This window comes from Actinoallomurus sp. NPDC052308 (assembly GCF_040679195.1).
Lineage (GTDB): Bacteria > Actinomycetota > Actinomycetes > Streptosporangiales > Streptosporangiaceae > Actinoallomurus > Actinoallomurus liliacearum.
Genome location: NZ_JBFAUM010000044.1, coordinates 21,158 through 44,649, shown reverse-complemented (window position 1 = coordinate 44,649; position 23,492 = coordinate 21,158). Strand labels below are relative to the sequence as shown.

Annotated in this window: 22 protein-coding genes and 1 riboswitch; of the genes, 8 read left to right on the top strand and 14 right to left on the bottom strand. The window is 72.3% G+C overall.

The window, feature by feature from the left end; genetic code table 11:
* Positions 1-98 precede the first annotated feature (98 nt).
* The 5 genes from AB0L00_RS43565 to AB0L00_RS43545 all read right to left on the bottom strand — a co-directional run bounded on the left by AB0L00_RS43565 (position 99) and on the right by AB0L00_RS43545 (position 8,681).
* Positions 99-980: a carbohydrate ABC transporter permease gene (locus AB0L00_RS43565; RefSeq protein ID WP_364443715.1), complete on the bottom strand. Its 882-nt coding sequence runs from the start codon at positions 978-980 to the stop codon at positions 99-101.
* A gap of 1 nt (position 981) precedes the next feature.
* The gene (locus AB0L00_RS43560; RefSeq protein WP_345362729.1) at positions 982-1,941 is read right to left on the bottom strand and encodes a sugar ABC transporter permease; all 960 of its coding nucleotides are present in this window, start codon (positions 1,939-1,941) and stop codon (positions 982-984) included.
* Positions 1,941-3,245: an ABC transporter substrate-binding protein gene (locus AB0L00_RS43555; RefSeq protein ID WP_364443713.1), complete on the bottom strand. Its 1,305-nt coding sequence runs from the start codon at positions 3,243-3,245 to the stop codon at positions 1,941-1,943. Before AB0L00_RS43555 ends, AB0L00_RS43560 begins: the two co-directional genes overlap by 1 nt.
* Before the next feature lie 246 nt (positions 3,246-3,491).
* Positions 3,492-7,130 (bottom strand): cobaltochelatase subunit CobN, encoded by a 3,639-nt coding sequence (gene cobN, locus AB0L00_RS43550; RefSeq protein WP_364443711.1) that lies wholly within the window; start codon positions 7,128-7,130, stop codon positions 3,492-3,494.
* Between the two features lie 62 nt (positions 7,131-7,192).
* Positions 7,193-7,315: riboswitch (cobalamin riboswitch) on the bottom strand.
* Between the two features lie 163 nt (positions 7,316-7,478).
* Positions 7,479-8,681, bottom strand: coding sequence for an MFS transporter (locus AB0L00_RS43545; protein WP_364443710.1), 1,203 nt, complete (start codon positions 8,679-8,681; stop codon positions 7,479-7,481).
* A gap of 135 nt (positions 8,682-8,816) precedes the next feature.
* Here AB0L00_RS43545 and AB0L00_RS43540 point away from each other — a divergent pair, with 135 nt between their 5' ends.
* The 3 genes from AB0L00_RS43540 (at position 8,817) to AB0L00_RS43530 (ending at position 10,718) form a co-directional block, all read left to right on the top strand.
* A complete protein-coding gene (locus AB0L00_RS43540; protein WP_364443709.1) occupies positions 8,817-9,275 on the top strand; it encodes a MarR family transcriptional regulator in 459 nt (152 codons plus the stop codon).
* 200 nt (positions 9,276-9,475) lie between these two features.
* Complete coding sequence (locus AB0L00_RS43535; RefSeq protein WP_364443707.1) at positions 9,476-10,321, top strand: helix-turn-helix domain-containing protein; 846 nt, start codon at positions 9,476-9,478, stop codon at positions 10,319-10,321.
* 4 nt (positions 10,322-10,325) lie between these two features.
* On the top strand, positions 10,326-10,718 hold the full coding sequence (locus tag AB0L00_RS43530) for a VOC family protein (RefSeq protein ID WP_364443706.1): 393 nt from the start codon (positions 10,326-10,328) through the stop codon (positions 10,716-10,718).
* Here the strand turns inward: AB0L00_RS43530 and AB0L00_RS43525 are convergent.
* Positions 10,697-11,524 (bottom strand): AMP-binding protein, encoded by an 828-nt coding sequence (locus tag AB0L00_RS43525; RefSeq protein ID WP_364443705.1) that lies wholly within the window; start codon positions 11,522-11,524, stop codon positions 10,697-10,699. The two genes, AB0L00_RS43530 and AB0L00_RS43525, sit on opposite strands and share 22 nt — an antisense overlap.
* A gap of 103 nt (positions 11,525-11,627) precedes the next feature.
* Here AB0L00_RS43525 and AB0L00_RS43520 point away from each other — a divergent pair, with 103 nt between their 5' ends.
* Together AB0L00_RS43520 and AB0L00_RS43515 are read left to right on the top strand one after the other, a co-directional pair.
* Positions 11,628-12,635 carry a Gfo/Idh/MocA family oxidoreductase gene (locus AB0L00_RS43520; RefSeq protein WP_364443704.1) on the top strand — a complete coding sequence of 336 codons (1,008 nt, stop codon included), beginning with the start codon at positions 11,628-11,630 and terminating at the stop codon, positions 12,633-12,635.
* A gap of 158 nt (positions 12,636-12,793) precedes the next feature.
* On the top strand, positions 12,794-13,156 hold the full coding sequence (locus AB0L00_RS43515) for a hypothetical protein (RefSeq protein WP_364443702.1): 363 nt from the start codon (positions 12,794-12,796) through the stop codon (positions 13,154-13,156).
* A gap of 187 nt (positions 13,157-13,343) precedes the next feature.
* On the opposite strand, the gene AB0L00_RS43510 is transcribed toward AB0L00_RS43515, so the two are convergent.
* The 4 genes from AB0L00_RS43510 to AB0L00_RS43495 form a co-directional block, all read right to left on the bottom strand.
* Positions 13,344-13,529 (bottom strand): hypothetical protein, encoded by a 186-nt coding sequence (locus tag AB0L00_RS43510; protein ID WP_364443701.1) that lies wholly within the window; start codon positions 13,527-13,529, stop codon positions 13,344-13,346.
* Positions 13,530-13,601: 72 nt separating this feature from the next.
* On the bottom strand, positions 13,602-14,195 hold the full coding sequence (locus tag AB0L00_RS43505; RefSeq protein WP_364443699.1) for a class I SAM-dependent methyltransferase: 594 nt from the start codon (positions 14,193-14,195) through the stop codon (positions 13,602-13,604).
* Positions 14,192-15,694 carry a cobyric acid synthase gene (locus AB0L00_RS43500; protein ID WP_364443718.1) on the bottom strand — a complete coding sequence of 501 codons (1,503 nt, stop codon included), beginning with the start codon at positions 15,692-15,694 and terminating at the stop codon, positions 14,192-14,194. The genes AB0L00_RS43505 and AB0L00_RS43500 overlap by 4 nt, the downstream gene beginning before the upstream one ends.
* Before the next feature lie 105 nt (positions 15,695-15,799).
* Positions 15,800-16,807 (bottom strand): cobalamin biosynthesis protein, encoded by a 1,008-nt coding sequence (locus AB0L00_RS43495; RefSeq protein WP_364443698.1) that lies wholly within the window; start codon positions 16,805-16,807, stop codon positions 15,800-15,802.
* Between the two features lie 92 nt (positions 16,808-16,899).
* On the opposite strand from AB0L00_RS43495, the gene AB0L00_RS43490 reads away from it, so the two are divergent.
* Entirely contained in the window at positions 16,900-17,769 is an 870-nt protein-coding gene (locus AB0L00_RS43490) for an SMP-30/gluconolactonase/LRE family protein (RefSeq protein WP_364443697.1), read from the top strand.
* Positions 17,770-17,964: 195 nt separating this feature from the next.
* Complete coding sequence (locus AB0L00_RS43485) at positions 17,965-18,471, top strand: DinB family protein (RefSeq protein WP_364443696.1); 507 nt, start codon at positions 17,965-17,967, stop codon at positions 18,469-18,471.
* Positions 18,472-18,657: 186 nt separating this feature from the next.
* On the opposite strand, the gene htpG is transcribed toward AB0L00_RS43485, so the two are convergent.
* The 3 genes from htpG to AB0L00_RS43470 all read right to left on the bottom strand — a co-directional run bounded on the left by htpG (position 18,658) and on the right by AB0L00_RS43470 (position 22,223).
* Positions 18,658-20,568, bottom strand: a complete 1,911-nt coding sequence (gene htpG, locus AB0L00_RS43480) for a molecular chaperone HtpG (RefSeq protein ID WP_364443695.1) — start codon at positions 20,566-20,568, stop codon at positions 18,658-18,660.
* 185 nt (positions 20,569-20,753) lie between these two features.
* Entirely contained in the window at positions 20,754-21,026 is a 273-nt protein-coding gene (locus tag AB0L00_RS43475) for a hypothetical protein (RefSeq protein WP_364443693.1), read from the bottom strand.
* A gap of 129 nt (positions 21,027-21,155) precedes the next feature.
* Positions 21,156-22,223: an FAD-dependent oxidoreductase gene (locus AB0L00_RS43470; protein WP_364443692.1), complete on the bottom strand. Its 1,068-nt coding sequence runs from the start codon at positions 22,221-22,223 to the stop codon at positions 21,156-21,158.
* 133 nt (positions 22,224-22,356) lie between these two features.
* Between AB0L00_RS43470 and AB0L00_RS43465 the strand changes: the two genes are divergently transcribed.
* The gene (locus AB0L00_RS43465) at positions 22,357-22,890 is read left to right on the top strand and encodes a hypothetical protein (protein ID WP_364443691.1); all 534 of its coding nucleotides are present in this window, start codon (positions 22,357-22,359) and stop codon (positions 22,888-22,890) included.
* A 97-nt stretch (positions 22,891-22,987) separates the two neighbouring features.
* Here the strand turns inward: AB0L00_RS43465 and AB0L00_RS43460 are convergent, their stop codons facing one another.
* Positions 22,988-23,488, bottom strand: coding sequence for a GNAT family N-acetyltransferase (locus tag AB0L00_RS43460; protein WP_364443690.1), 501 nt, complete (start codon positions 23,486-23,488; stop codon positions 22,988-22,990).
* Between the last annotated feature and the right edge of the window lie 4 nt (positions 23,489-23,492).

The window sequence follows — 23,492 nt, the reverse complement described above, 5'->3', positions numbered from 1 at the left end:
GAGCGGACCGTCGTGCTCGTCGAACGCGGCGGCGCGTCGGCGGGCACGCCCGACCTGGCGGCGCCGGCGTCACTCCGGCCCGGACGAGGCGGTCCGGGTCACTTGAGCCCGGACGACGCGATGGAGCGGACGAAGAAGCGCTGCGCGAAGACGAAGAGGACGAGCACCGGAATCTGGCTGGTCACGGTACCGGCCATCAGCACGGGCCAGTTCGTGAAGTGCTGCCCCTGGAAGTTCTGCAAGCCGAGCTGGATCGTCATGTTCCCGGGGCTCTGCACGGCGATGAGCGGCCACAGGAAGTCGTTCCAGACGTTGAGGAAGGTCAGGACCGACAGTGTGGCGAGCGTCGGGCCCATGAGCGGCAGCAGGACGCTCGCGAGCGTCCGCAGCCGTCCGGCGCCGTCGATGCGGGCCGCCTCCTCCAGTTCCTTCGGCACGGTGGTGAAGAACTGCCGCATCAGGAAAACGCCGAAGGGCGTGGCGAGGTTCGGGGCGATCAGCGCCCCGAGCGTGTCGGTCAGGTGCAGGTGCTGCATCACGATGAGGGTGGGCAGCATGACGATCTGGAACGGCACCATCAGCGTGGCGAGGACCACGACGAACAGCACCCGGTTGCCGAGGAACGGGATCCGGGCGAAGGCGTAGCCGGCCAGCGAGCACAGCACCAGGTTGCCGATGACACAGCTGACCGACACGATCGCGCTGTTCAGCAGCCAGTGCCCGAACGGACCCTGGTGCCAGGCGTCGAGGTAGTTCTGCCAGTGGACGCCGCTCGGCAGCCCCGGGGGGAACCGCCGCGTCTCCGCCTCCGTGGAGATCGACAGCAGCACCATCCAGATGAGCGGGGCGAGCATCACCGCCGAGAGCGGGATGAGGATCAGGTGCAGGGGGCTGGGCCGGCGGGACCGCCGGCGAGGCGGACGCCCCTGCTCCGCCGCGCGGACGTGTCCCCGCGATCGGGCGAGCGCGGTGTCGGCCATCTCAGTTCACCTCGTAGTGGGAGGCCCGGCGGCTCAGCCAGAGCTGGACCATGGTCACGGCCAGGATCACCACGAACAGCGCGCTGCCGATCGCGGCGGCGTAGCCGCCGTCGAAGTCCACGAACGCCTGCTGGTACAGGTAGTAGACCAGGACCGTGCTGGCGTGCAGGGGGCCGCCCTTCGTGGTCACGTAGACCTCGTCGAACAGCTGCAGCGCGTTGATCGTCAGCCAGACCAGGAGGAAGGACGAGGCCGGCGCGAGCAGCGGCAGTTCGACCTTCCAGAACGCCTTCACCCGTCCGCAGCCGTCCAGGGCCGCGGCCTCCATGAGCTCACGCGGGACGTTCTGCAGGGCCGAGAGATAGATGATCACCGCGAAGCCGAGCCAGCCCCAGACGGTCATCCCCACGACCGCGGGCAGCGCCTCGCCCGTGCTCTGGAAGAACCCCTGTTGCGGCAGGCCCACCTTCCCGAGGGCGGCGTTCACCAGGCCGAACTGCGGGTTGAGGAGCCAGCTGAAGATCACGCCGGTGGCGACCGTCGAGGTGACCAGCGGGACGTAGACCGCCATCCGGTAGAACGTCATGCCGCGCACCTTCTGGTTGAGCAGCACGGCGATGGGGATGGCCAGCAGCATCGTGATCGGCACGAACAGCACGCAGTAGACCAGGGTCTGCCGGGCCGCCTGCCAGAAGACGGGGTCGTGCACCATCTTCTGGTAGTTGGCGGCTCCGGTCCACGTGCCCGGCGACGTCAGGTCCGTCTCCTGGAAGGACAGCAGCAGCGACCAGACGACCGGGACCAGGCCGAACAGCCCGATGAGGAGCACGGCCGGGGACACGAAGGCCCAGCCGGCGAAGTGGTCGGCCCGGCGCATCCGCGGGCCGGGCCCGCGAACCCGGCGGCCGCGCGGGGCTGACCGGCGTTCGCGCGCGGCCGGATCGGCCGCCGCGACCGCCATTACGCGCCCGCCATGACGCTGTTGACCTGGTCACGCGCCTGATCCAGCGCGGCCTGGGGCTGCGCCTTGCCGAGCAGCACCGCCTGGACCGCCAGGCCGAGGGCCTGGGAGATCTTGGAGTACTCGGGGATGTTCGGCCGCGACTTCGTGGCGTTCTTCTCCAGGTTGTCGACGAAGACCTTGTTGCCGGGGTACTTCTTCAGGAACTGCTGGTAGCCCGGCAGCTGCGTCTCCGACTGCCGCAGCGGCAGGTCGCCGGTCGCGGTGGAGAAGCGCAGGTGGACCTCAGGAGAGGTCAGCCACTGCAGGAAGGCCCACGCGGTCTTGCGGTCGGACTTGTTGAACAGCATGTAGTTGTCCGGCCCGGCGATCGTGGCGTGGGTGACCTTGCCGGGCAGGATCTGGACGCCGTACGACACGTCCTTGGTGATGGAGCCCAGGTCCCACGGCCCCGTCCACAGCATCCCGATCTTCCCGGAGTTGAACAGGTTGAGGTACTGCTGGTCACCGCCGTCGAGGTAGACCGAGTGGTCGGTCACGGACATGTCGTGCAGCAGCTGCATGGCGGACAGGCCGGCCGGCGAATCGAAGGCGGCCTTCTTGCCGTCCGGGGTGAGCAGGTCGCCGCCCGCCTGCCACAGCAGCGCGAGGAACCGCCAGACGGTGTCCTCGGTGCCGTCGTTGACGTAGGCCCAGCCGTACTGCTTCTTGCCCGCGTCGGTCAGCTTGCGCGCGGCGTTCTGGAAGTCGGTCCAGGTCCAAGCCGGCGTCGGATACGAGAGCCCGGCCGCGTCGAACAGCTTCTTGTTGTAGACCAGCCCCAGGTTGTCCACCAGCGCGGGAACGCCGTAGATCTTGCCGTCCGGGGTGGTGGCCGCCTGCCGGGCGGCCGGGAAGAAGTCGTCCCACTTGAAATCGGGGGAGCCCTTCACCAGCGAGGTGATGTCCTGCGTCTGGTGGCGCTTGGCCAGCGTGGTGATCGACGAGCCGAACTCGTAGGCCATCCCGGGCGTCTTGCCGGACACGAACGCGCCGAGCGTCTTCTTCAGGGCGTCGTCGTTGCTGCCGGCGAAGGTGACGTTCACCTTCTCGTCGGGATGGGCCTGGTTCCACTCCTGGCCGAGTGCGGCGATCTCCTTCGCCTCCGGCCCGGTGTAGCCGTGCCAGAAGATGGCCGCGCCGTGGGAGGATCCGGATCCTCCTCCGGAGCAGGCCGCCACGGCCCCGAGAGCGAGCGTGGTGGCCATCGCCATGAGCCGCGTACCGGCCGTACGGCCGAGCAGACGAGTTCTTGCGCGCGTCATTGATAACTCCCTGGGCAGGCCGCCCGCGCATGCGCTTCAGTCAGATTCGGTGCTCGTTTGCGAGCAATGCATGGGACTTTAGATCAGAATCAATCACGTGTACAAGGCGTTCTGCGAACAACACGGTCACATTGCCGCAACCGATCAGCGGTCGATCATCGACGTTCGCGCACGACGGAGCCCCGGGCCGCGCCTGCGAACCCGGGGCTCCGTCTCGTCGTCGGGCGGCCGTCGGCCGCCTCTCGGCTACTCGTCGGCCTCCAGGTCGCCTTCCAGGTCGAGGTAGGTCCGGCGCAGCCGGTCCAGCGTCTCCGGGTCGGGTTCGGCCCACAGGCGGCGGTCGGCGGCCTCCAGGAGGCGTTCGGTGATGCCGCGCAGCGCCCAGGGGTTCGACTGCTCCATGAACGCGCGGTTCTCGGCGTCGAAGACGTACTCCTGGGCGAGCTTCTCGTACATCCAGTCGTCCACCACCCCGGCCGTCGCGTCGTACCCGAACAGGTAGTCGACGGTGGCCGCGAGCTCGAACGCGCCCTTGTAGCCGTGCCGGCGCATCGCGGCGATCCAGCGCGGGTTCACGACGCGCGCCCGGAACACCCGGTGCGTCTCCTCCCCGAGCGTCCGCGTCCTCACCTGGTCCGGCAGCGCGGAGTCGCCGACGTACGCGGCCGGGTTCCGCCCGGTCAGCGCCCGGACCATGGCGACCATGCCGCCGTGGTACTGGAAGTAGTCGTCGGAGTCCATGATGTCGTGCTCGCGGGTGTCCTGGTTCTTGGCCGCGACCGAGATGCGGCGGAACGCCGCCTCCATGTCGCCGCGCGCCTCCCGCCCGTCCAGGCCGCGTCCGTACACGTAGCCGCCCCACACGGCGTACACCTCGGCGAGGTCCCGGTCGTCCCGCCAGTTGCGGGCGTCGATCAGCGGCAGCAGGCCCGCGCCGTACGCCCCCGGCTTGGAACCGAAGATGCGGCTGGTCGCGCGCCGCCAGTCGCCGTGCCCGGCCAGGTCCTCCAACGCGTGGGCGCGCACGTGGTTGTCCGGCTCGTCGAGCTGCGCGACCGCGCCGATCGCGTCGTCCATCAGCGCGATGACGTGCGGGAACGCGTCGCGGAAGAAGCCGGAGATGCGCAGCGTGACGTCGACACGGGGCCGGCCCAGCTCCTCGCGCGGGATGACCTCGAAGCCCGTGACGCGACGGGACGCCTCGTCCCAGACCGGGCGGACGCCGATCAGCGCGAGCACCTCGGCGATGTCGTCGCCCTGCGTCCGCATCGCGGACGTGCCCCACACCGTGAGCCCGACGCTGCGCGGGTACTCGCCGGTGTCGTCCAGGTGCCGCCGGATCAGCGACTCGGCGAGGGACACCCCCACGTCCCACGACGTGCGGGACGGGATGGCCTTCGGGTCGACGGAGTAGAAGTTGCGGCCGGTCGGCAGCACGTTGACCAGCCCGCGGGTCGGCGACCCGGACGGCCCGGCGGGGACGTACCCGCCGTCGAGCGCGTGCAGGACCGCGTCGAGCTCCCCGGACGTCGCGTCCAGCCGAGGCACGACCTCCCGTGCCCCGAACTCCAGCAGCGCCACGACCTCGGGCACCTCACGGCCGAGCACCTCGGCGCAGACCGCCGCCGCCCGGGAGGCGTCCCAGCCGAGCGTCTCCATCCCGACGACGAGCCGGCGCGCGGCCGCCTCCAGCAGGTCGACCACGTCCGACGCGGTACGGGCGGGGCCGTCCACCACCTCGGTCAGCGCCGTCGCCTCGACCCGCGCGCCGGGCACCGCGAGCAGTTCCCGCTCGTCCAGCCCGTACGCCGCCGCGATCGCCGCGCGCAGCCCGGGCAGCGCGCCGGCCCGCCCGGCCCACACCTGCGCGGCGCGCAGCACCGCGAGCACCAGGTTCACCCGCTGCTCCGCCTCCGGCGCCTGCCCGAGGATGTGCAGGCCGTCCCGGATCTGCACGTCCTTGACCTCGCAGAGGTACCCGTCGATGTGCAGGACGAAGTCGTCGAAGTCGGCCTCGCCCGGCTCGTCGGCGACGTGCAGGTCATCGTGCAGTTGGGCGGCCTGCACGAGCGTCCAGATCTGGGCGCGTACGGTCGGCAGCTTCGCCGGGTCGAGCGCCTGCACGGTGGCGTACTCGTCGAGGAGCTGCTCGAGCTTGGCCAGGTCGCCGTACGTCTCCGCGCGCGCCATCGGCGGCACGAGATGGTCGACGATGACGGCGTGACCGCGCCGCTTGGCCTGCGTGCCCTCGCCGGGGTCGTTGACGATGAACGGATAGACCAGCGGCAGGTCGCCGAGGACGGCGTCCGGAGCGCACTCGGCCGCGAGCCCGAGGCCCTTGCCGGGCAGCCACTCGAGCGTGCCGTGCTTGCCGAGGTGGACCACGGCGTCCGCGCCGAACACCTCGTCCAGCCAGCGGTAGGCCGCCAGGTAGTGGTGCGAGGGCGGCAGGTCGGGGTCGTGGTAGATCGCCACCGGGTTCTCCCCGAACCCGCGCGGCGGCTGGATCATCAGCACGACGTTCCCGAACCGCAGCGACGCGAGGACGACATCGTCTCCGTCGGTGTACAGCTCTCCCGGCGGCTCGCCCCAGTGCTCCCGCATCCGCTCGCGCAGCGGCTCCGGCAGCGCGGTGAACCACCGCTCGTAGTCCTTCAGCGTGACCCGGGCGGGCGCGGCACGGAGCTGCTCCTCGGTCAGCCACTCGACGTCGTGCCCACCCGCCGCGATCAGTGAGTGGATGAGCTCGTCCCCGTCCTCGGGGTACTCGCCGACGTCGTAGCCCGCCGCGCGCAGCGCCCCGAGCAGGCGGACCGCCGAGGCGGGGGTGTCCAGGCCGACGGCGTTGCCGACCCGGGAGTGCTTGGTCGGGTACGACGACAGCACGATCGCCAGCCGGCGCTCGGCGACCGGCGTGTGCCGGAGCCGGGCCTGGCGGACGGCGATGCCGGCGACCCGCGCGGCGCGCTCCGGGTCGGCGGCGTAGACCGGGATGCCGTCCGGCCCGTCCTCCTTGAAGGAGAACGGCACCGAGATCACCCGGCCGTCGAACTCGGGGATCGCGACCTGCATCGCGGCGTCCATCGGGGACAGCGCGGCGTCCGACGCCGCCCAGGTCGCGCGGGACGTCGTCAGGCACAGGCCCTGGACGACGGGCACGTCCAGCGCGGCCAGCGCCCCGGCGTCCCAGGCGTCCTCGTCGCCCCCGGCCGACGCGTCCGCCGCCACCGCTCCCCCGGCGGCCAGCACGGTCACGACCAGCGAGTCCGCCCGTCCGAGCAGCTCCAGCAGCCCTTCGTCGGCGGAGCGCAGCGAGCCGCAGAAGACGGGCAGCGCGTTCGCGCCCAGCTCCTCGATCCGCGCGCACAGCGTGTCCACGAACGCGGTGTTGCCGGAGAGTTCGTGCGCCCGGTAGAAGACGACGCCGACGGTCGGCCCGCCGTCCTTCGGCGCGCCGCCCGTACGGTGCAGGCCGTACGCGGGCATCTCCCGTGGCGCCTCGAACCCCTCACCGGTGAGCAGCAGCGTGTCGGAGAGGAAGCGGGCCAGCTCCCGCAGGTTGTCCACGCCGCCCTCGCGCAGGTACGCCAGCGCCTCCGCGGCGACTCCGGCGGGCACCGTCGACAGCGCCATCAGCTCCGCGTCGGGCGCGGCCTCGCCGCCGAGCGCGATGAGCGGCACGTCCCTGCGACGCAGGTCCTCGACGCCCTCCCGCCAGGTCTTCAGCCCGCCGAGCAGCCGGACGACGACGACGTCGACGCCCTCGCACAGGGCGTCCAGGTCGGCGACGCCCAGGCGGGACGGATTGCCCGTCACATACCCGGCGTCCGCGGAACGCGCGGACAGGAGTTCGGTGTCGGCGGTGGAGAGCAGCAGGACACGCACGTGTCGGTTCCTTCCCTCGGGGGTCCTCGCCCCGGCTCGGGTGAAAGGTCGTCGACGGCGGGAAGTCTCCTGACTTCCAGGTCACCGCTCCCCCGCGGCCTTCCAGCTCATCGCCGTGGCCGTACGTGCGGGCTCGCTACCTGGTCACAGTTGCGGGACAGCCCCGGACTCGCACCGGGTTCCTTCCCTCGCCGTCGCGCGCCCAGTCTACGAGCGCGCCCTCACCGGCGCACCGCCCCGGGACCCCACGATCCGGCGCGTTCCGCGCTCACGTCTTCGGGCGGGCACGACGGAGCCCGCCTCGCGAAGGTGCGAGGCGGGCTCCCTCGATGCCGGCGAAGGCGGTGTTCAGAGGCTGCGGGCTCCGGTCGGCAGCGCGGGCTCGGCCGGCCGGGGCGACACGGGGGCGCGGCGGTCGAGGGCGCCGGAGACGAGCGCCACCGCGAGGCCCGCCACGCCGAGGAGGGCGGCGATCCAGGTCGTCGAGGCGTAGCCGAGACCGGCGTCGATGGCGAGGCCGCCGAGGAACGGCCCGACCGTGTTGCCGAGGTTGAACGCCGCGATGTTGGCCGCGGACGCCATCGTCGGCGCGCCCGCCGCCTTGTCCAGCACGCGGGTCTGCAGCGGCGCGATCGTGGCGCTGCCGACCACGCCGAGCAGCAGCATCACGACGACCACCGCGACCTTGCTGTGGACGACGAGGAGCAGGAGGACCGACACGGCGATCACGGCGGCGAGGATCGCGTACAGGCTGGGCATGAGAGCGCGGTCGGCGAGCCTGCCGCCGAGCGCGTTGCCGGCCACCATGCCGAGGCCGAACAGCACCATGAGGATCGGCACCGCCCCCGAGGAGAACCCGGTGACGCGGGTCGCGATCGGCGCGACGTAGGTGATGACGGTGAAGACCGGGGCCCAGCCGAGGGCCGTCATGGCCAGCGCGAGCCAGACCTGGCCGTGCCGGAAGACCGACAGCTCACGGCGGAGGCCGGTGTCGGCGGACGGCCGTGGCTGTCCCGGGACCAGGGTGGCGATGCCCGCGAGCGCGACCAGTCCGATCGCGGTGACGACCCAGAACGTGGACCGCCAGCCGAGGGCCTGGCCGAGCGCGGTGCCGCCCGGTACGCCGAGAACGTTGGCCACGGTCAGGCCGGTGAACATCATCGCGATCGCGCCGGCCCGCTTCTCGGGGCGGACGAGGTCGGCGGCGACGACGGAGCCGATGCCGAAGTAGGCGCCGTGGGCGAAGGCGGTCACCAGGCGGGCGACCATGAGCACGCCGTACGTGGGGGCGAGCGCGCACAGGAGGTTGCCCGCGGTGAACAGCGCCATCAGCGCCACGAGCATGGTCTTACGGGAGATCCGCGATCCGAGCGCGGTCAGCAGCGGGGCTCCGACGACGACGCCGAAGGCGTATCCCGACACCAGGAGCCCGGCGGTGGGGATGGAGACGTGGAGGTCGGTGGACAGGTCGGGAAGCAGGCCACTGATGACGAACTCGGTGGTGCCGATGCCGAAGCCGCCGATCGCCAGGGCGAGCAGCGCGATGGGCATGGAGTCTCCTCCGGATAGACTGGGCGGCGTGAGCAATAACCAGCACACACAATAGTTGCACACGCCTGATACTTGCAGACGCCGACTATCTCACCACGCAATCGGTGAGATGCCAAACGAGAAGAGGGGTGACCCATGCCACTGCCCGATGACGCGGCCGAGGCTCGCGCCCAGGGCTGGCGTACCCTCGCCGCCCTGCACGCCCGGATCGAGGACAGGGTCGAGCGGGCCCTGCAGGCCGAGCACGACCTGAGCGTGAACGAGTACTGCACCCTCCACCTGCTGTCCCGCCAGGAGGACTGGCACATGCGGATGCAGCAGCTCGCGAACGCCCTGGTCCTGAGCCAGAGCGCCACGACCCGCCTCGTCACCCGCCTGGAGAAGCGCGGCCTGCTCCGCCGCTACCTGTGCGAGGACGATCGGCGGGGCATCTACACGGAGGTCACCGAGGCGGGCGGGGAGCTCCTCGCCAAGGCCACCCCGACCCACAACGCGGCCTTGGAGGCGGCACTCGCCGACGCCGCCGCACTCCCGGAACTGGCCCCACTGGTCGGAGCCCTGGAGACCCTCCCCGACCTCACCCCGAGCGGCTGAGGCCGCCGCGCTCCGCGGCTACCGCGGAACGCGACCTTCCGCCTCGGTCACCGGGGACCCCACTCAGCCGAGCCACGTCACCGCCGCCAGGACCAGGAGTCCGGGTCCCAGTCCGCACCCACGACCTCGCCGACCAGCACCGGATCGGCGAACGCGCACCCGACAGGTCGGTGCTGCGAGAGCGGGATACGGTTCGACGCATGGACGGGGCTGGGCGGGTCGGTCAGAGCGTTCGGGTTCGGCCGCCGGCGCGGCTGGCGGCGGTGGTGGCGCGGTGTGTCGGGTATCGATACGAGGGCTTCCCGCCGGGCACGCATCTGGGGCTGCCGTCCCGCCACCTGACCGTGGTCCTCAGCCTGGGCGCCCCGACCCGTACGAGCGGCCCGTCCGGCCGGGCGCCGACCGCCTTCACCGCCCTCGCCGGGGGGCTGCACACCCGGCCGGTGCGGATCTCGCACGACGGCGACCTCGCGGGCGTGCAGCTCGACCTCACGCCGGAGGGGGCCCGTTCGCTGTTCGGGCTGCCCGCGGCCGAGCTCGGCTCGGCGGTCCTGTCCCTCGACGACCTGATCGGCACCCGCGCCCGGGAGCTCGTCGAACGGCTGGCCGAGGCTCCGACCTGGCCGGCGCGCTTCGCCGCGGTCGACGACGTGCTGTCGCGGGGCGTCGGCCGGCTGCCGGCCCCGGCGCCCGAGGTCGGGTACGCCTGGCGGCGGCTCGCCGACACGGACGGCGCCGTGCGGATCGGCGACCTCGCGCGCGAGGTCGGGTGGAGCCGGCGGCACCTGGGCGAGCGGTTCGCGGCGGAGTACGGCCTGCGGCCGAAGGAGGCGGCCCGCGTCATGCGGTTCGAGCGGTCCAAGCGGCTCCTCAAGGAGCCCGGCCGGCCGTCACTGGCGGCCGCGGCGGCGGCGTGCGGCTATTACGACCAGGCGCATCTCGCCCGCGAGTGGAACGAGCTCGCCGGCTGTCCCCCGTCCGCGTGGCTGGCCGGCGAGGAGCTCCCATTCGTCCAAGACGGTGACGGCACCGGCGGGAAACGATGAGGCCATGAGCGAAACACGAGTCTGGCCCGCACTCCGCTACAAGGACGCCCGCGCCGCCATCCGGTTCCTCGTCGACGCCTTCGGGTTCGAGGAGATCGCGGTCTACGAGGACGACGGCCGGGTCGCCCACGCCGAGCTGCGCGCCCCCGGAGGAGGCGGCGTCATGCTGGGCGGCGCCGACCGGGCCGACAGCCCGATCGCCGGTCTGCCCCCGGGCATGGGGTCGGTGTACGTCGTCACCGACGCGCCCGACGCGCTGTACGAGCGGGCGGTGGCGGCGGGCGCGACCGTCGTCCAGGGCCTGACCGACCAGGACTACGGCTCCCGCGACTTCACCGTACGGGACCCCGAGGGCGTGTTCTGGAGCTTCGGCACCTACGCCGGCGCCGGGTCCTGAACCGGAGCCAGGATCGGGCAGCCGAGCCACTCCTCGGCGTGCACCGGCGGCGGGGCGCCCTGCGACACGGCGATGCGCAGGGGCCAGAACGGCTCGCGGGGCGCCTCGGCCGCCAGCCTCGTCAAGAACGCGGACGTCGAGAGCAGCACGCTCGCCCGGTGCCGGCGCACCCGCTCGGCGACCGCGGCGATCGACCGCCGGCCGGAGTCCAGCACCGCGCTGGCCCCGGAGTACAGCGGGAGGAAGACGGTGTTGCGCAGCCCCGCCGGGTCGTAGGTCTTGGGAACGGAGAACAGCACGTCGTTCTCCCGCAGCCCGAACGGCTCCATCGCCAGGAAGGACGCCTCCGGATCGCCGTGCGTGTACACCTCGCCGTACTGCGCGAACGCCGGCGTTCCCGAATGCACCGGGTACGCCGGCGGCGCGGTCGCCCGCGCCATGCCGGTGACGAGCTCACCGGGGGTGATGACCTTCTCGTGCCGTCCGGGCGTGCACACCGCGACCTCGCCCGGGGGGAGCATGGACGCCTCCGGGTCGGCGATCAGCGCGATCGCCCCGATCCGTACGGCGCCGAGGAACGCCCACACGAACTCGATCGACGCCGGCAGCCCGATCACCACCCGGTCGCCCGGCCGTACCCCGTGCGCCCACAGGAACCCGGCCGCACGCCCCGCCCCCCGGTGGACCTCGCCCTGCGTGAAGACGTCCTCACCGCACAGGAACGCCGCCCGGTCACGCCAGCCGAACGCCCGCGTCCACTCGCTCAGCGACTCGGCCAGGTTCGCATCTGGCGACGGGTCGGGCATGCGTGCTCCTTCACCGATCGATGGCCCCCATGGGAGATTAGGCCGATCCCTCGTGCCGGGACAGACCCACAGCGTGATCAAATGGCCATTAAGGAGGCCATCTGTGGACAACCTGCGCGTCGCTCTGATCGGGTATGGGACCGGAGGCGCGGTCTTTCACGCCCCGCTCATCTCCGCCGCTCCCGGTCTGGAGCTGGCCGCCGTCGTGACCCGGGACCCGGCGCGGCGGGCCGCCGTCCGTGACCGGTACGCCGGCGCGGAGCTGCTCGACACACCCGACGATGTCTGGTCCGGTGGGTACGACCTGGTCGTCGTGACGACGCCGAACCGCACGCACGCGCCGCTCGCCCGCGCGGCGCTAGACGCGGGCCTCCCCGTCGTCGTCGACAAGCCGATCGCGGTGACCGCCGCCGAGGCCCGGTCGCTGGCCGGCGGCCCGCTGGTCGTGCCGTTCCACAACCGCCGCTGGGACGGCGACTTCCGGACCGCCGCCCGGCTCATCGGCGAAGGAACGCTCGGGCGGGTGCTGCGGTTCGAGTCGCGGTTCACGCGCTGGCGCCCGCAGATCAAGCCGGGCTGGAAGGAGACGGCCGACCCGGCCGCCGCCGGCGGCGCCCTGTACGACCTCGGCGCGCACCTCATCGACCAGGCGATCACGCTGTTCGGCCCGCCGGTGGCCGTCCACGCCGAGCTGGACGTACGGCGGCCCGGCGCCGAGGCGGTCGACGACGCGTTCGTCGCCCTGACCCACGCGAACGGCGTCCGGTCCCACCTGTGGATGGGCGCGATCAGCGCGGACCTCGGCCCGCGCTTCCGGGTGCTGGGGGACCATGCCGCGTACGTCACCTACGGCCTGGACGTCCAGGAGGACCAGCTCCGCGCCGGCCGCACACCGGAGGACCCGCAGTACGGCGTGACGCCGCCCGAGGCGTACGGGCGGGTCGGCACCCCCGGCGACACCCACCCGGAACCGACCGACCCGGGCAGCTACCAGGACTTCTACCCGGCCGTCGCGGCGGCCGTCCGCGGCGACGGCCCGCCCCCGGTCACGCTCGAGGATGCCGTGGTCGGCCTGGAGATCATCGAGACCGCGACCCGCCAGACCGGCTGACGCCTCCGGGCGGCGCCGTGGCACGGCCCGCCCGGGAGCGCGTCCGGCGAGTCACGCGACGGTCGAGGAATTCACGAGCCGTGTGGCCGTTCTCCCGGCGCACGGACAGTACGAGGACGAAGGCTAAAGCGATCCTTCGCCATGGAGGTACAACGAAAATGCGAAGCGAAAAGATGCGGTGGGCCCTCCTGCCCGCCGCCGTGGCCGTGGCCGTGCTGGGCCTGTCCGGGTGCGCCGGCGGTAACGCCGACCACGTGGACTACTGCACGACGCCCACGCCGCGTCGCACTGCGCCCACGAGTACGCCGGCCACCAGCACGCCGTGCTACACCACTCCGGCTGCCCACAGGACGCCGTCGCTCCACAAGGCGCCGTCGGTCCACACCACGCCGCCGGTCCACAATGTGCCGGTCCGCAAGGTGCCGGTCCACAAGGCGCCGTCGCTCCACAAGGCGCCGCCCGTCCGCAAGGCGCCGTCGGTCCGCAAGGCGCCGTCGGTCCGGAGCGGGCGGCACCGCTGAGGCACCGGCGGGCACCGCGCTGAGTCGCGGAATCGCCACCGAGCGCCTGCGCGAGCAGCAGGCGCTCGTCAGGTGACACCTGACGCCATGTGATGTCCCGGCGGGTCGGGGTGGGGATCGGCTCAATGCCGCAGCCTCTCCCACCGCCGGGACATTCTTCTCTTCCGCGGCTATCCCGGCCGAGTGGTCATCGTTCCGGGTGCCGCCGAGCGATGACGTGGAGGAGGGCGGCCACGGCCCGGTACGGGTCGGTGCGGCCGGCGCGTTCCTCGCAGGACAGGAGCGCAGCCAGTCGCTCGGGCGCGGGAACGGGCGCGTCGTCGGCGGCGGTGTCGGTGAAGACCCGGACGCCGTACCAGGCGAGCCGGGTCATGCGGCGCTCGTCCAGCGCCGCTGTCAGGTCGGCGAGCCGGTCGGCTCGGGCGTCGACGCCGATCCGGTTGCGTTAGGCGGTGCCGTCGAAGGCGTCCGCGGTGGCCGCCCAGTCGCCCCGCAGTCCCGGCCGCATGGCGAGGGCGTCACCGTTCCGTACGAGGAGGGACACGAGCCCGCCCGGCGCGGTGACCTGGGCCACGGCGTCGAGGACCGGACCGGGGTCGGCGAAGTACATGAGGACGCCGTGGCACAGCACGAGGTCGAACCGGGACGGTGCCGTCAGCGCCGCCGCCTCCCGCGCGTCCCCCGCGACGAGGCGGACCCGCTTCCGTACCTCCGGCGGCTCGGCCGCCAGCGCGGTCCGCAGATCCCCGAGCAGCGCGGGCGAGGCGTCCAGTCCCGTCACCCGGTGACCTCTCCGAGCCAGCGCCAGGACCTGCGTGCCCTGGCCGCATCCGATGTCCAGGACGTCGCCCGGCTCGGAGTCCGGGAGGTGGTGGGCGAGCTGCCGGATCACGAGTTCCTGGCGGACGACCTGCCGCAGCGTCCCGAGCCCCGCTCGCCAGCGGTCCTCGCCCGGCGTGAAGGTGCTCGTGCGGCCTCCTTCGTCGGAGGGGCGACCCGAGGCGCTGCGCTCATCGCTTCGCTCGCTCCGCTTGCTCATGGGGTCGCCCCGGCCGGCGGGACGATGGGGAGGTCCGCTGGGGCGCCGGTGTCGATGAGGCGCCACAGGGCGTCGGTGTCGAGGTGCCGCTCGACCAGGTCGCCGAGGGCGTCGAGCTGGGCCTCCCGCAGCGCGGCGAAGTCGGTGTCCGGCGCCGGAGTGAAGTCGCGTCCCGCCACCTGCGCGACCTCGCGGAGGAACGCGCGGCGGAAGCCGTCGTTCTCCAGCGCGCCGTGCCAGGTCGTGCCCCAGACCGCCCCGTCGCGGCACCCGTCGAGGAACGGCTCCCCGCCCTCCACCGCCGCCACGCCGTGGTGGATCTCGTACGCGCGCACCGGCTCGCCGTACGCCGTGCCGCCGGGCCGGCCGAGGATCTTCTCCGGCCCGAACTCAACGCGGACCGGCAGCAGCCCGAGGCCCGGCACGGGCCCGGCCATCGACTCGATGTCGTCGAGGATCTCGCGGGCCAGCATCTGGTAGCCGCCGCAGATTCCGAGCACCGGCCGGCCCGCCCGCGCCCGGCGTACGACCTCGGCGGCCAGTCCGCGCTCGTGCAGCCAGGCCAGGTCGGAGACGGTGGCCCGGGAGCCGGGCAGCACGACCAGGTCGGCGTCGGCCAGCTCGCCGGGTGTGGTCGCGAACCGTACGCTGACGCCGGGCTCGGCGGCCAGGGCGTCAAGGTCGGTGAAGTTCGAGATCCGGGGCAGGCGGGCGACTGCGACCCGCAACGTCTCCCCCGCGACCGCCGGGCGCGTCTCGGGGCGCGCGTCCAGGGCGAGGGAGTCCTCGACGTCCAGCCAGAGGCCGCCGAGCCAGGGCAGCACGCCGTACACCGGCCGGCCGGTCAGCGCGGTGATCTGCCCCAGGCCGGGGGCCAGCAGCTCCGGCGCGCCACGGAACTTGTTGATGACGAACCCGGCGATGAGCCGCTGGTCCGCGGGCTCCAGCAGGCCGACCGTCCCGTACAGCGCGGCGAACACCCCGCCCCGGTCGATGTCGCCGACCACGATCACCGGCATGCCGGGCCCGTCCGGGGAACCGGCGGCGCGCGCCAGTCCCATGTTCGCCAGGTCGCCGGCGCGCAGGTTGATCTCGGCGGGGCTGCCCGCGCCCTCGCAGATGACGACGTCGTACTGGGCGCGCAGCTCGGCGAGGCTGCCGAGGACCACCCGGCGCAGCCGCTCCTTGTACGCGGCGTACCCCATCGCATCGACCTCGGCGATCGGGTGGCCGAGCACGACCACCTGGCTGCGCCGGTCGCTGCCGGGTTTGAGGAGGACCGGGTTCATGTGCGCGGTCGGCTCGATCCGCGCGGCGGCGGCCTGCATGGCCTGCGCCCGCCCGATCTCCGCGCCGTCGGCGGTGACCATGGAGTTCAGCGACATGTTCTGCGCCTTGAACGGCGCGACCTTGACGCCCTGGCGGGCGAGCCACCGGCAGATTCCCGCCGTGAGGATGCTCTTGCCCGCATCCGAGGTCGTACCGGCGACCAGCAACATCCCGTTCCGCGTGTCCACGGACGCCGAAGCTAGCAGCCGCACCGCCGGTCGCGGTCGGTCAGGAGGCGCCGAGGCCCCGGTGCGCCGGCTCGAGGACGGCGGCGGTCACCTCCGCGACGTCGATCGGCGTGTCCGCGGCGATGAGGTCGTCGAGCAGACCGTCGGCCGCGTGGTAGGACTCCGCGACCAGGCCCTGACTGCGGCGCGCGCTCCGATCGCGACGGCGGCCGAGGCCACCGTGACCGTACGGGACAGGCGAACGGCGCGCCGGATGTCCGCGGGCTCGGCGGCACGGCCGTCGCCGAGTTCGGGCCGGTACTCGACGCGATTCCCGTACACGTTGACGCCACCGAGCCGGACGCCGAGCGCCCCGGCGAACGCAGCCTCGCACTGCCCGGCGTTCGGGCTCGGGTGCGCCGCGCCGTCACGGCGGAGGATCGCGTACGAGGCGCGCGGCGAGCCGCCGACGAGCGGGGCGCAGGCCGCCGTGAGCAGCCCGGTCAGGCGGGCGGGAACCCAGTTAGCCACGTCGTCCAGCCGCGCGGCGACCCGCCCGAACCTGAGGTACCGGGCGCTGCGGTGCCCCACCATCGCGTCCAGCGTGTTGACCGCCCGGTACGCGAGCAGCCCCGGCACGCCGAGGGCCGCGCCCCAGAACAGCGGCGCGACGGCAGCGTCGGAGGTGTTCTCGGCGATCGACTCGACCGTGGCCCGCGCGAGCTCCTTGGCGTCGAGTTCACTCGGATCCCGCCCGCACAGGTGCGGCAACCGGCGCCGCGCCGCCTCGACGTCCCCGGCCTCCAGAGCGGCCGCCATCACCAGGCCCTCACGCCCGAGCGACGTCCCGCCGAGCACCGCCCACGTCGCGCAGGCGGTGAGCATCGTTCGCCCGGCCGCCCGACGGCCGACGGCGTCCACGACAACACCGGCACCGGCCGCCCCGACCACGCACACGGCCGTGAAGACCGCACCGCGCGCCACCGAGTTCCGGTACAGGCGCCGCTCCAGCGCGCTCGCCGCCCGTCCGAACGCCGCCACTGGATGCCCTCGCCGTGGATCCCCGGCCAGCGCGTCCAGCACCAGCCCCGCCCACAGCCCCTTCTCCACCGTCACGAACGAAGACGATAGGCCCCGGACGGTCTCCGGCTCCGGAGCGGGTAGTGGAAGGATGACGCTGATCACCGCATCACGGTTGGAGCCGACGCATGGAACTCACCGCGGAACCCTGTTCGCCGGTCAAGGTCGAGCACGCCGAGGGGCCGTTCTGGTACGGAGACCGGCTCGGCTGGGTGGACATCATGGCCGGGCAACTGTGGCTGGCCGGCTACGACGGCAAGACGCTGACCGACCCGCGATCGCTGCAGGTCGACCGGCCGATCGGCGCCGCCGTGCCCCGGGTGCTCGGCGGGTGGATCATCGCCGCCGGCACCTGCTTCATGGAGCTGGACGAGGACGGCAGGGCGACGGCCCTGACCGGGGACCTGGCCGACTCCGCCACGATCCGGATGAACGACGGCAAGTGCGATCCGGCGGGACGATTCTGGGCCGGCACGATGGCGTTCGACGAGACGCCCGGCGCGGGCTCGCTCTTCGTCTTCGACGGCTCGATCCGCACGGTGGTCGAAGGGGTCGCCATCTCCAATGGGCTCGGCTGGAGCCCTGACCACCGCACCATGTACTACATCGACACCCCGACGGATCGGGTGGACGCCTTCGACTACGACCTGGAGACCGGCGCGGTGACGAACCGGCGGCCGTTCACCGAGGTCGAGGGCGGTCATCCCGATGGCATGACCGTGGACGACGAGGGCTTCCTGTGGGTGGCTCTGTGGGGCGGCGGCGCCGTGCACCGCTACGCCCCGTCCGGGGAGTTGGTCGCGACGGTCCGCCTCCCGGTGACGAACGTCTCGAGCTGCTGCTTCGGCGGCACCGACCGCTCGACGCTGTTCATCACCACGTCGCAGCAGGACCTGTCTCTGGAGCAGCGGGAGGCCGAGCCGGACGCCGGCCGGATCTTCCGCGTCGACCCGGACGTCACCGGCCCCGTGGCGACGCCGTTCACCGGCGCCCGCTGAGCCGCCGGCGCGGGCGCCCGGCGGCCGGGCGCCCGCGCCGGAGCGGTGCCGGGGCTTGTCCGGCGGATCATGCCGGGCGGCCCGCCGGCGCTGAATCGCTGTAGCGTCCCGCTGGAGAAGGCGCTGGGCGGAGCAGGTGGGGTCCGTCGGTAAATACCTCGACAGCGGGCGCGGTGATCGGAGACGCTTCGCGCGATGACCAGAATCGATGACACGCCGCCCGCATGGGACGAGCGCACCCAGCTCACCACGTTCCTCGACTACGCACGGGACACCGCCCGCGCCAAGTGCGAGGGCGTCTCCGCGGAGAACGCCCGCAAGGCGCTCCTGCCGGGCTCACCGCTGATGACCATGAGCGGACTGATCAACCACCTTCGCTGGGTCGAGTACTACTGGTTCCAGGTGGTCTTCCTCGGCGAGGAGGACCGGGCCCCCATGACGGATGAGGACCCCGACCGCGAGATGCGTATCGCCGTCGACTTCCCGCTCACGCAGTTGCTCGACGAGTACGCCGAACAGAGCGCCCGCTACCGCGAACTGGTCGCCGGGAACGACCTGGACAAGCAGGCCGTGGGAACCATCCGCAACGGCCTTCACCCCGACCTGCGCTGGATCCTCCTCCACCTCACCGAGGAGACAGCCCGCCACAACGGCCACCTGGACATCCTGCGCGAGATGCTCGACGGCACGACCGGCGACTAGATCCGGCGGAGATCACGGGCAAGCATGGGACGGGGGGATTCGCCCTGGCCTGGTTGCTGCACCGGTCGCCGAACATCCTGCTGCCCGGCACCTCTGAGCGCTTTCACTGGTGTCCGCTGCCGTTAGAGCGCAGCGGACACCAGTGATCAGCCCGCGGACCCGCCGTAGGGAACGCCGTGCCCTCGGTCAGGAGTCGTCGCCGGCCGTCGTTTCCCGTTCCCCCGTCAGCGTGACGAGGAGGTCGTTGAGGCGGGCGGCGAATTCGGCCGGTTCGTCGACGCGCGCGCCGAGGGTGAGGACGGACTGGCCGTAGAGGACGTGCGCCCAGTCCGCGAGGCGTTCGTCGGCTTCGGCGTCGAGCCGTCGGATGAGCGGGTGCTCGGGGTTGATCTCCAGGATGGGCTCGCTCGGCATCCCCGAGCCCTGCATCCGGCGGATGAGGTTCATCTCGAGGTCCGGCTCGCCCGCGACGATGCAGGCCGGTGACGTGGTGAGGCGATTGGTGGTCCGGACATCGCGCACGCGGTCGCCGAGGGCCTTCTTGAGACGCTCCACCAGGGCGGCGAACTGCGTGCCGGCCTTCTCGTTCGCCTCCTTCTCGGCGGCGTCCTCCAGCGCGCCGAGGTCGGACGCGCCCTGCGCGACGGACTGCAGACGCTTGCCGTCGAAGTCGGGCAGGCTGGTCACCACCCAGTTGTCGACGGGATCGCTCAGCAACAGCACCTCGATGCCCTTCTCGCGGAAGATCTCCAGGTGCGGGCTGGTCTTGGCGGCGGCGAGCGTGGGGGCGAGCAGGTAGTAGATCTTCTCCTGGCCCTCCTTCATGCGGGACACATAGTCGGTGAGGGAGGTGTCCGGCGTGTCGGTGCCCGACCTCGTCGTGGTGAAGCGCAGCAGGCGGGCGATGTCGTCCCGGTTGGAGTAGTCCTCGGCGATTCCCTCCTTGAGGACGGCGCCGAACTCACGCCAGAAGGTGGCGTACTTCTCCGGTTCCTTCTCGGCCAGGTCCTTCAGCAGTTTCAGCACCCGCTTGACCGCGCTGGAGCGGATCGAGTCGACGACGCGGCTGCTCTGCAGGATCTCCCGGGAGACGTTCAGCGGCAGGTCGCTGGAGTCGATCACCCCTCGGACGAAGCGCAGGTAGTTCGGCATGAGCTGCCCGGTGTCGTCCATGATGAAGACCCGCTGGACGTGCAGCCGCACGCCGTGACGCGACTCGGGCATCCACAGGTCGAACGGGGCGTGTGCCGGGATGAACAGCAGAAGCGTGTACTCGTAGGTCCCCTCCATCTTGGCGTGCAGATGGGCGAGGGGACCTGCGTAGTCGTGCGCGACGTGCTTGTAGAACTCGTCGTACTCCTGCTCACTGATCTCACTCTTCGAGCGGGCCCACAACGCGGACGCCCGGTTGACGGCCGTCTCGGCCGGAGCGTCGCCGGACTCGGCGTCCTCGCCCGCCATGAGGATCGGCAGGCTGATGTGGTCGGAGTACTTGCGGATGATCGTGCGCAGGCGATGGTCGTTGAGGAACTCGTCCTCGCCCTCGCGGAGGTGCAGCACGACCTCGGTGCCCCGGGCGGGACGCTCGACCGTCTCCAGGGCGTACTCGCCCCGGCCATCGGACTCCCACCGGACTCCTTCCGCCGCGGGCAGTCCGGCCCGGCGCGTGGTCAGCGTCACCCGGTCGGCGACGATGAACGCCGAGTAGAAGCCGACGCCGAACTGGCCGATGAGCGTCGCGTCCTTCCGCTGGTCCCCGCTCAGGGCCTGGAGGAATTCGCGGGTGCCGGACTTGGCGATGGTGCCGATGTTGTCCATCACCTCTTGCCGGCTCATTCCGAGGCCATTGTCGGAGATCGTGACCGTGCGAGCGTCCTTGTCATAGGAGACCCGGATCTGCAGCGGCTCATCGGCCTCATCGAGTCCGGGGTCGGTGAGCTTGGCGAACCGCAGGCGGTCGATGGCGTCCGAGGCGTTGGAGATCAGCTCCCGCAGGAAGATCTCCTTGTTGCTGTAAAGCGAATGAATCATCAGGTCGAGAAGCTGGACGACCTCGGCCTGGAAACTGAACCTCTCCTGCTGCGTCGGTGTGCTCATCGGATGAACACTTCTCCTTGCGATCGTCGCTTTCCGGCATTCCTCCGCCGGCCGATCCTCGGCCCCGGATCGGCCAAATCGTACCGAGGCTTCACACCTTCGGGCGGCGCGCTCTATCGCCGATCACGGTCGCCCCGCCCGTACAGCGTGGATGGAACGGGTGGAAGTCTCGGGGAAGGGGCCGTCTACCGCGGGCGCGTCCCCAGGTGCTGGGACAGGCGCAACAGATAGCCGTCCGGATCCTGCACGGCGAACTGCCGCACACCCACGGCATCGGCGGCTCGCTCGTACCAACGCTCTTCCAAGGGCAGGAACAACGTGCGGCCGGCGGCCAGCACAGCGGCATGTATCTGCTCGACGTCCTCCACCTCGATGGTGAGATTGAGGCCCCGCCCATAGGGGGGGTCGAGCTCCGCACGAGGATAGAGCCGATCGCGACTCAATGGCTGCTCAAGCATGAGCTCTGCCCCACCTCGCTCCAGGTAGGCGAAGCGCCGGCCATACTGGCAAATCATCCTTCTGGCGCCTGGCGGCTTCACCGGGGACTGCGCCCGGCTCCCACATGAATCGCGCTTCGAAGCGGCGCCTCACCGTAGGGCGAACCTGGCGATCGGCGGGTGGCCGTCGACGAGGTCGGCGGCGAGTTCGCCGAGCAGTGGGGTGAACTTCGCGCCGTGCCCGGAGCAGGCGGAGCAGACCACGAACGGCCCCCTCCGGTCCAGCACGAAGTCCTCGTCGGGCGTCGAGGTGTAGAGGCAGGTCAGCTCCGAGCGCGGCTCCGGGTCCACGCCCGGTAGCCACGTCCGGGCGTACTCGATCGCGCGGTCGCGGGCGGCCGGGTCCACGACGAAGTCCCGGCCGTCCGCTGTCGTCACCGCGCCGCCCACGTGCTCGCCGAACTTGACGTACGGGCCCTCCGGCAGCGCGTACACGTCGAGCGACGTCTCGCCGTGCACGATGGTCGGCCAGGGGCCGGGGTCCTTCGTCTCGAAGAAGAAGACCTGCTGCTGGGTCACGGTCAGCGGCGGGAGCGGGACCAGGCCGTCGAGCAGCGGACCGGCCCAGCCGCCCGCCGCGACCACGACCGTACGGGCGTGCCAGGTGGCCTGGTCGGTGTGGAGGAGGACGCCGGTGGAGTCCGGCTCCAGGGCCCGGATCGGGGTGTCGTACGCGAGGTGCGCGCCGGCCTCGGCGGCGAGCCGGGCCATGGCGGTCATCGACGCCTCCGGGTCGAGGACCCCGCCCTCCGGGTCGAAGACGACGGGGCCGGTGAAGCGGATGCCGGGCCAGCGGCCGGCGGCCTCCGCGGGATCGAGCAGCTCGGCGGCGACGCCGTGCCCCCGGAGCAGGTCGACCATGTGCGACGGCTCCCGGCCGGGACCGTGGTCGACGCCGCCGGTGCGGGTCAGGAGAGGTTCCCCCGCCTCGTCGCTCAGCTCGTCCCAGAGCCGCCCGGCCCGGCCGGTCAGCTCGACGTACAGCGGGTCCAGGTAAGCGCGGCGGAAGATCCGGGCGCGACCGTGTGAGCTGCCGCGCCGGTGGCCCGGCCCGTACGCCTCGAAGGCGGCCACGCTCCGGCCCCGCCGGCTCAGCGCCCAGGCGGTGGCGGATCCCGCCAGCCCGAGCCCCACGATCGCTACGTCGATGTCGTTCATGCCCCGAATAATGCCTGGTTATAGGGGTAGGTTACGATAACTGCAGAATACAGATAAACCGTGGGAGGACTTCGGTGACCCAGCCCCGCCCCACCGCGTCCGCAGTCGCGGGCACCGGCCGAACGGCGCCCCGATGAGCACGCCGACCTCCGCCGCCTGCGGCCACGCCCCGCTCGACGACGCGGCCCTCGGGGCGCTCCTCGCCGGGGCGGCCGCGCGGCGCACCGCGCCGGTACGGCTCGTCGGGCCCGGCCTGCACGACCTGGCCGCCCGGCTGATCGCCGACGGGGTGCCGGTCGAGGTGTCCGTGCCGCGCCGACGCGACGCCCGCGCCCTGCGGCGGGCCGCGCGCCGCGCGGGCGGGAGCGTCCCGCCGGTCGGCGTCGGTGAGATCGACATCGACCTGCCCTTCTCCGCCGCGAGCCTCCCCGTGGTGGCCTGCCGCCTCGATCCGAAGACCTTCGCGTTCCCGCGGCACACCGTCCGCGAACTCGGCCGGGCGATGGCGCCCGGCGGCGTGGTCGTCGTCCTCCCCGGCGAGCGCGCGTCCTGGCCGGCCGGTCTGGTCGACGCGTGGGCCGCGGCCGCCGGGCTCACGCCGCCCGACGAGCGGGAGACCGGCGGCGCGCTGCCGTTCGCCGGCGCGGTGTACCGGGCCCGCGACTGACCGTCGAGCAGCCGGCCGAACGTCCGGGCCCCGACCGGACGTTCAGCCGGCCCGGACGGCCTCGTCGTCGCCCGAGGTCCTGGTCGCGTACCGGGTCTCAGGCGGGGACCTGGACGAATCCCATCGACTCGTAGAGGGCGCGGGCGCGGGCGTTGTCCTCGGTCACGGCGAGCGAGAGCCGGTCGTACCCGAGCTGCGCCAGCGCCCCCATCGTCGCGCGGATGAGCCGCCGGGCCAGGCCGCGGCCGGTGTGCGACGAGGCGGTGAACACGAACGCCAGCAGCGGTGTCCCCCGCCACACCGTCACCAGCGTGGCCGCGACGGGGCGGCCGTCCTCCTCGGCGACGAACGACGCCTCCGGCAGGAACGGGCCGTACTCCCCGTCGAAGGTCAGCCGGATCTCCGCCACGGCCGACGCGACGCCGTCGCCGGCGTCCCGCTCGTCCGGAGTGCCGCGGTAGGCGTCCCACATGAGGACGCCGAGAAGCGGCAGGTCCTCCCGCGTCGGCGTACGGAAGGACCCGTCCACCGGCGTCGGCGGCCCGGACAGCATCGCGTCGAGTCGGTAGCGCCGGGGCTCGGCCGGAGTCTGCGTCACACCG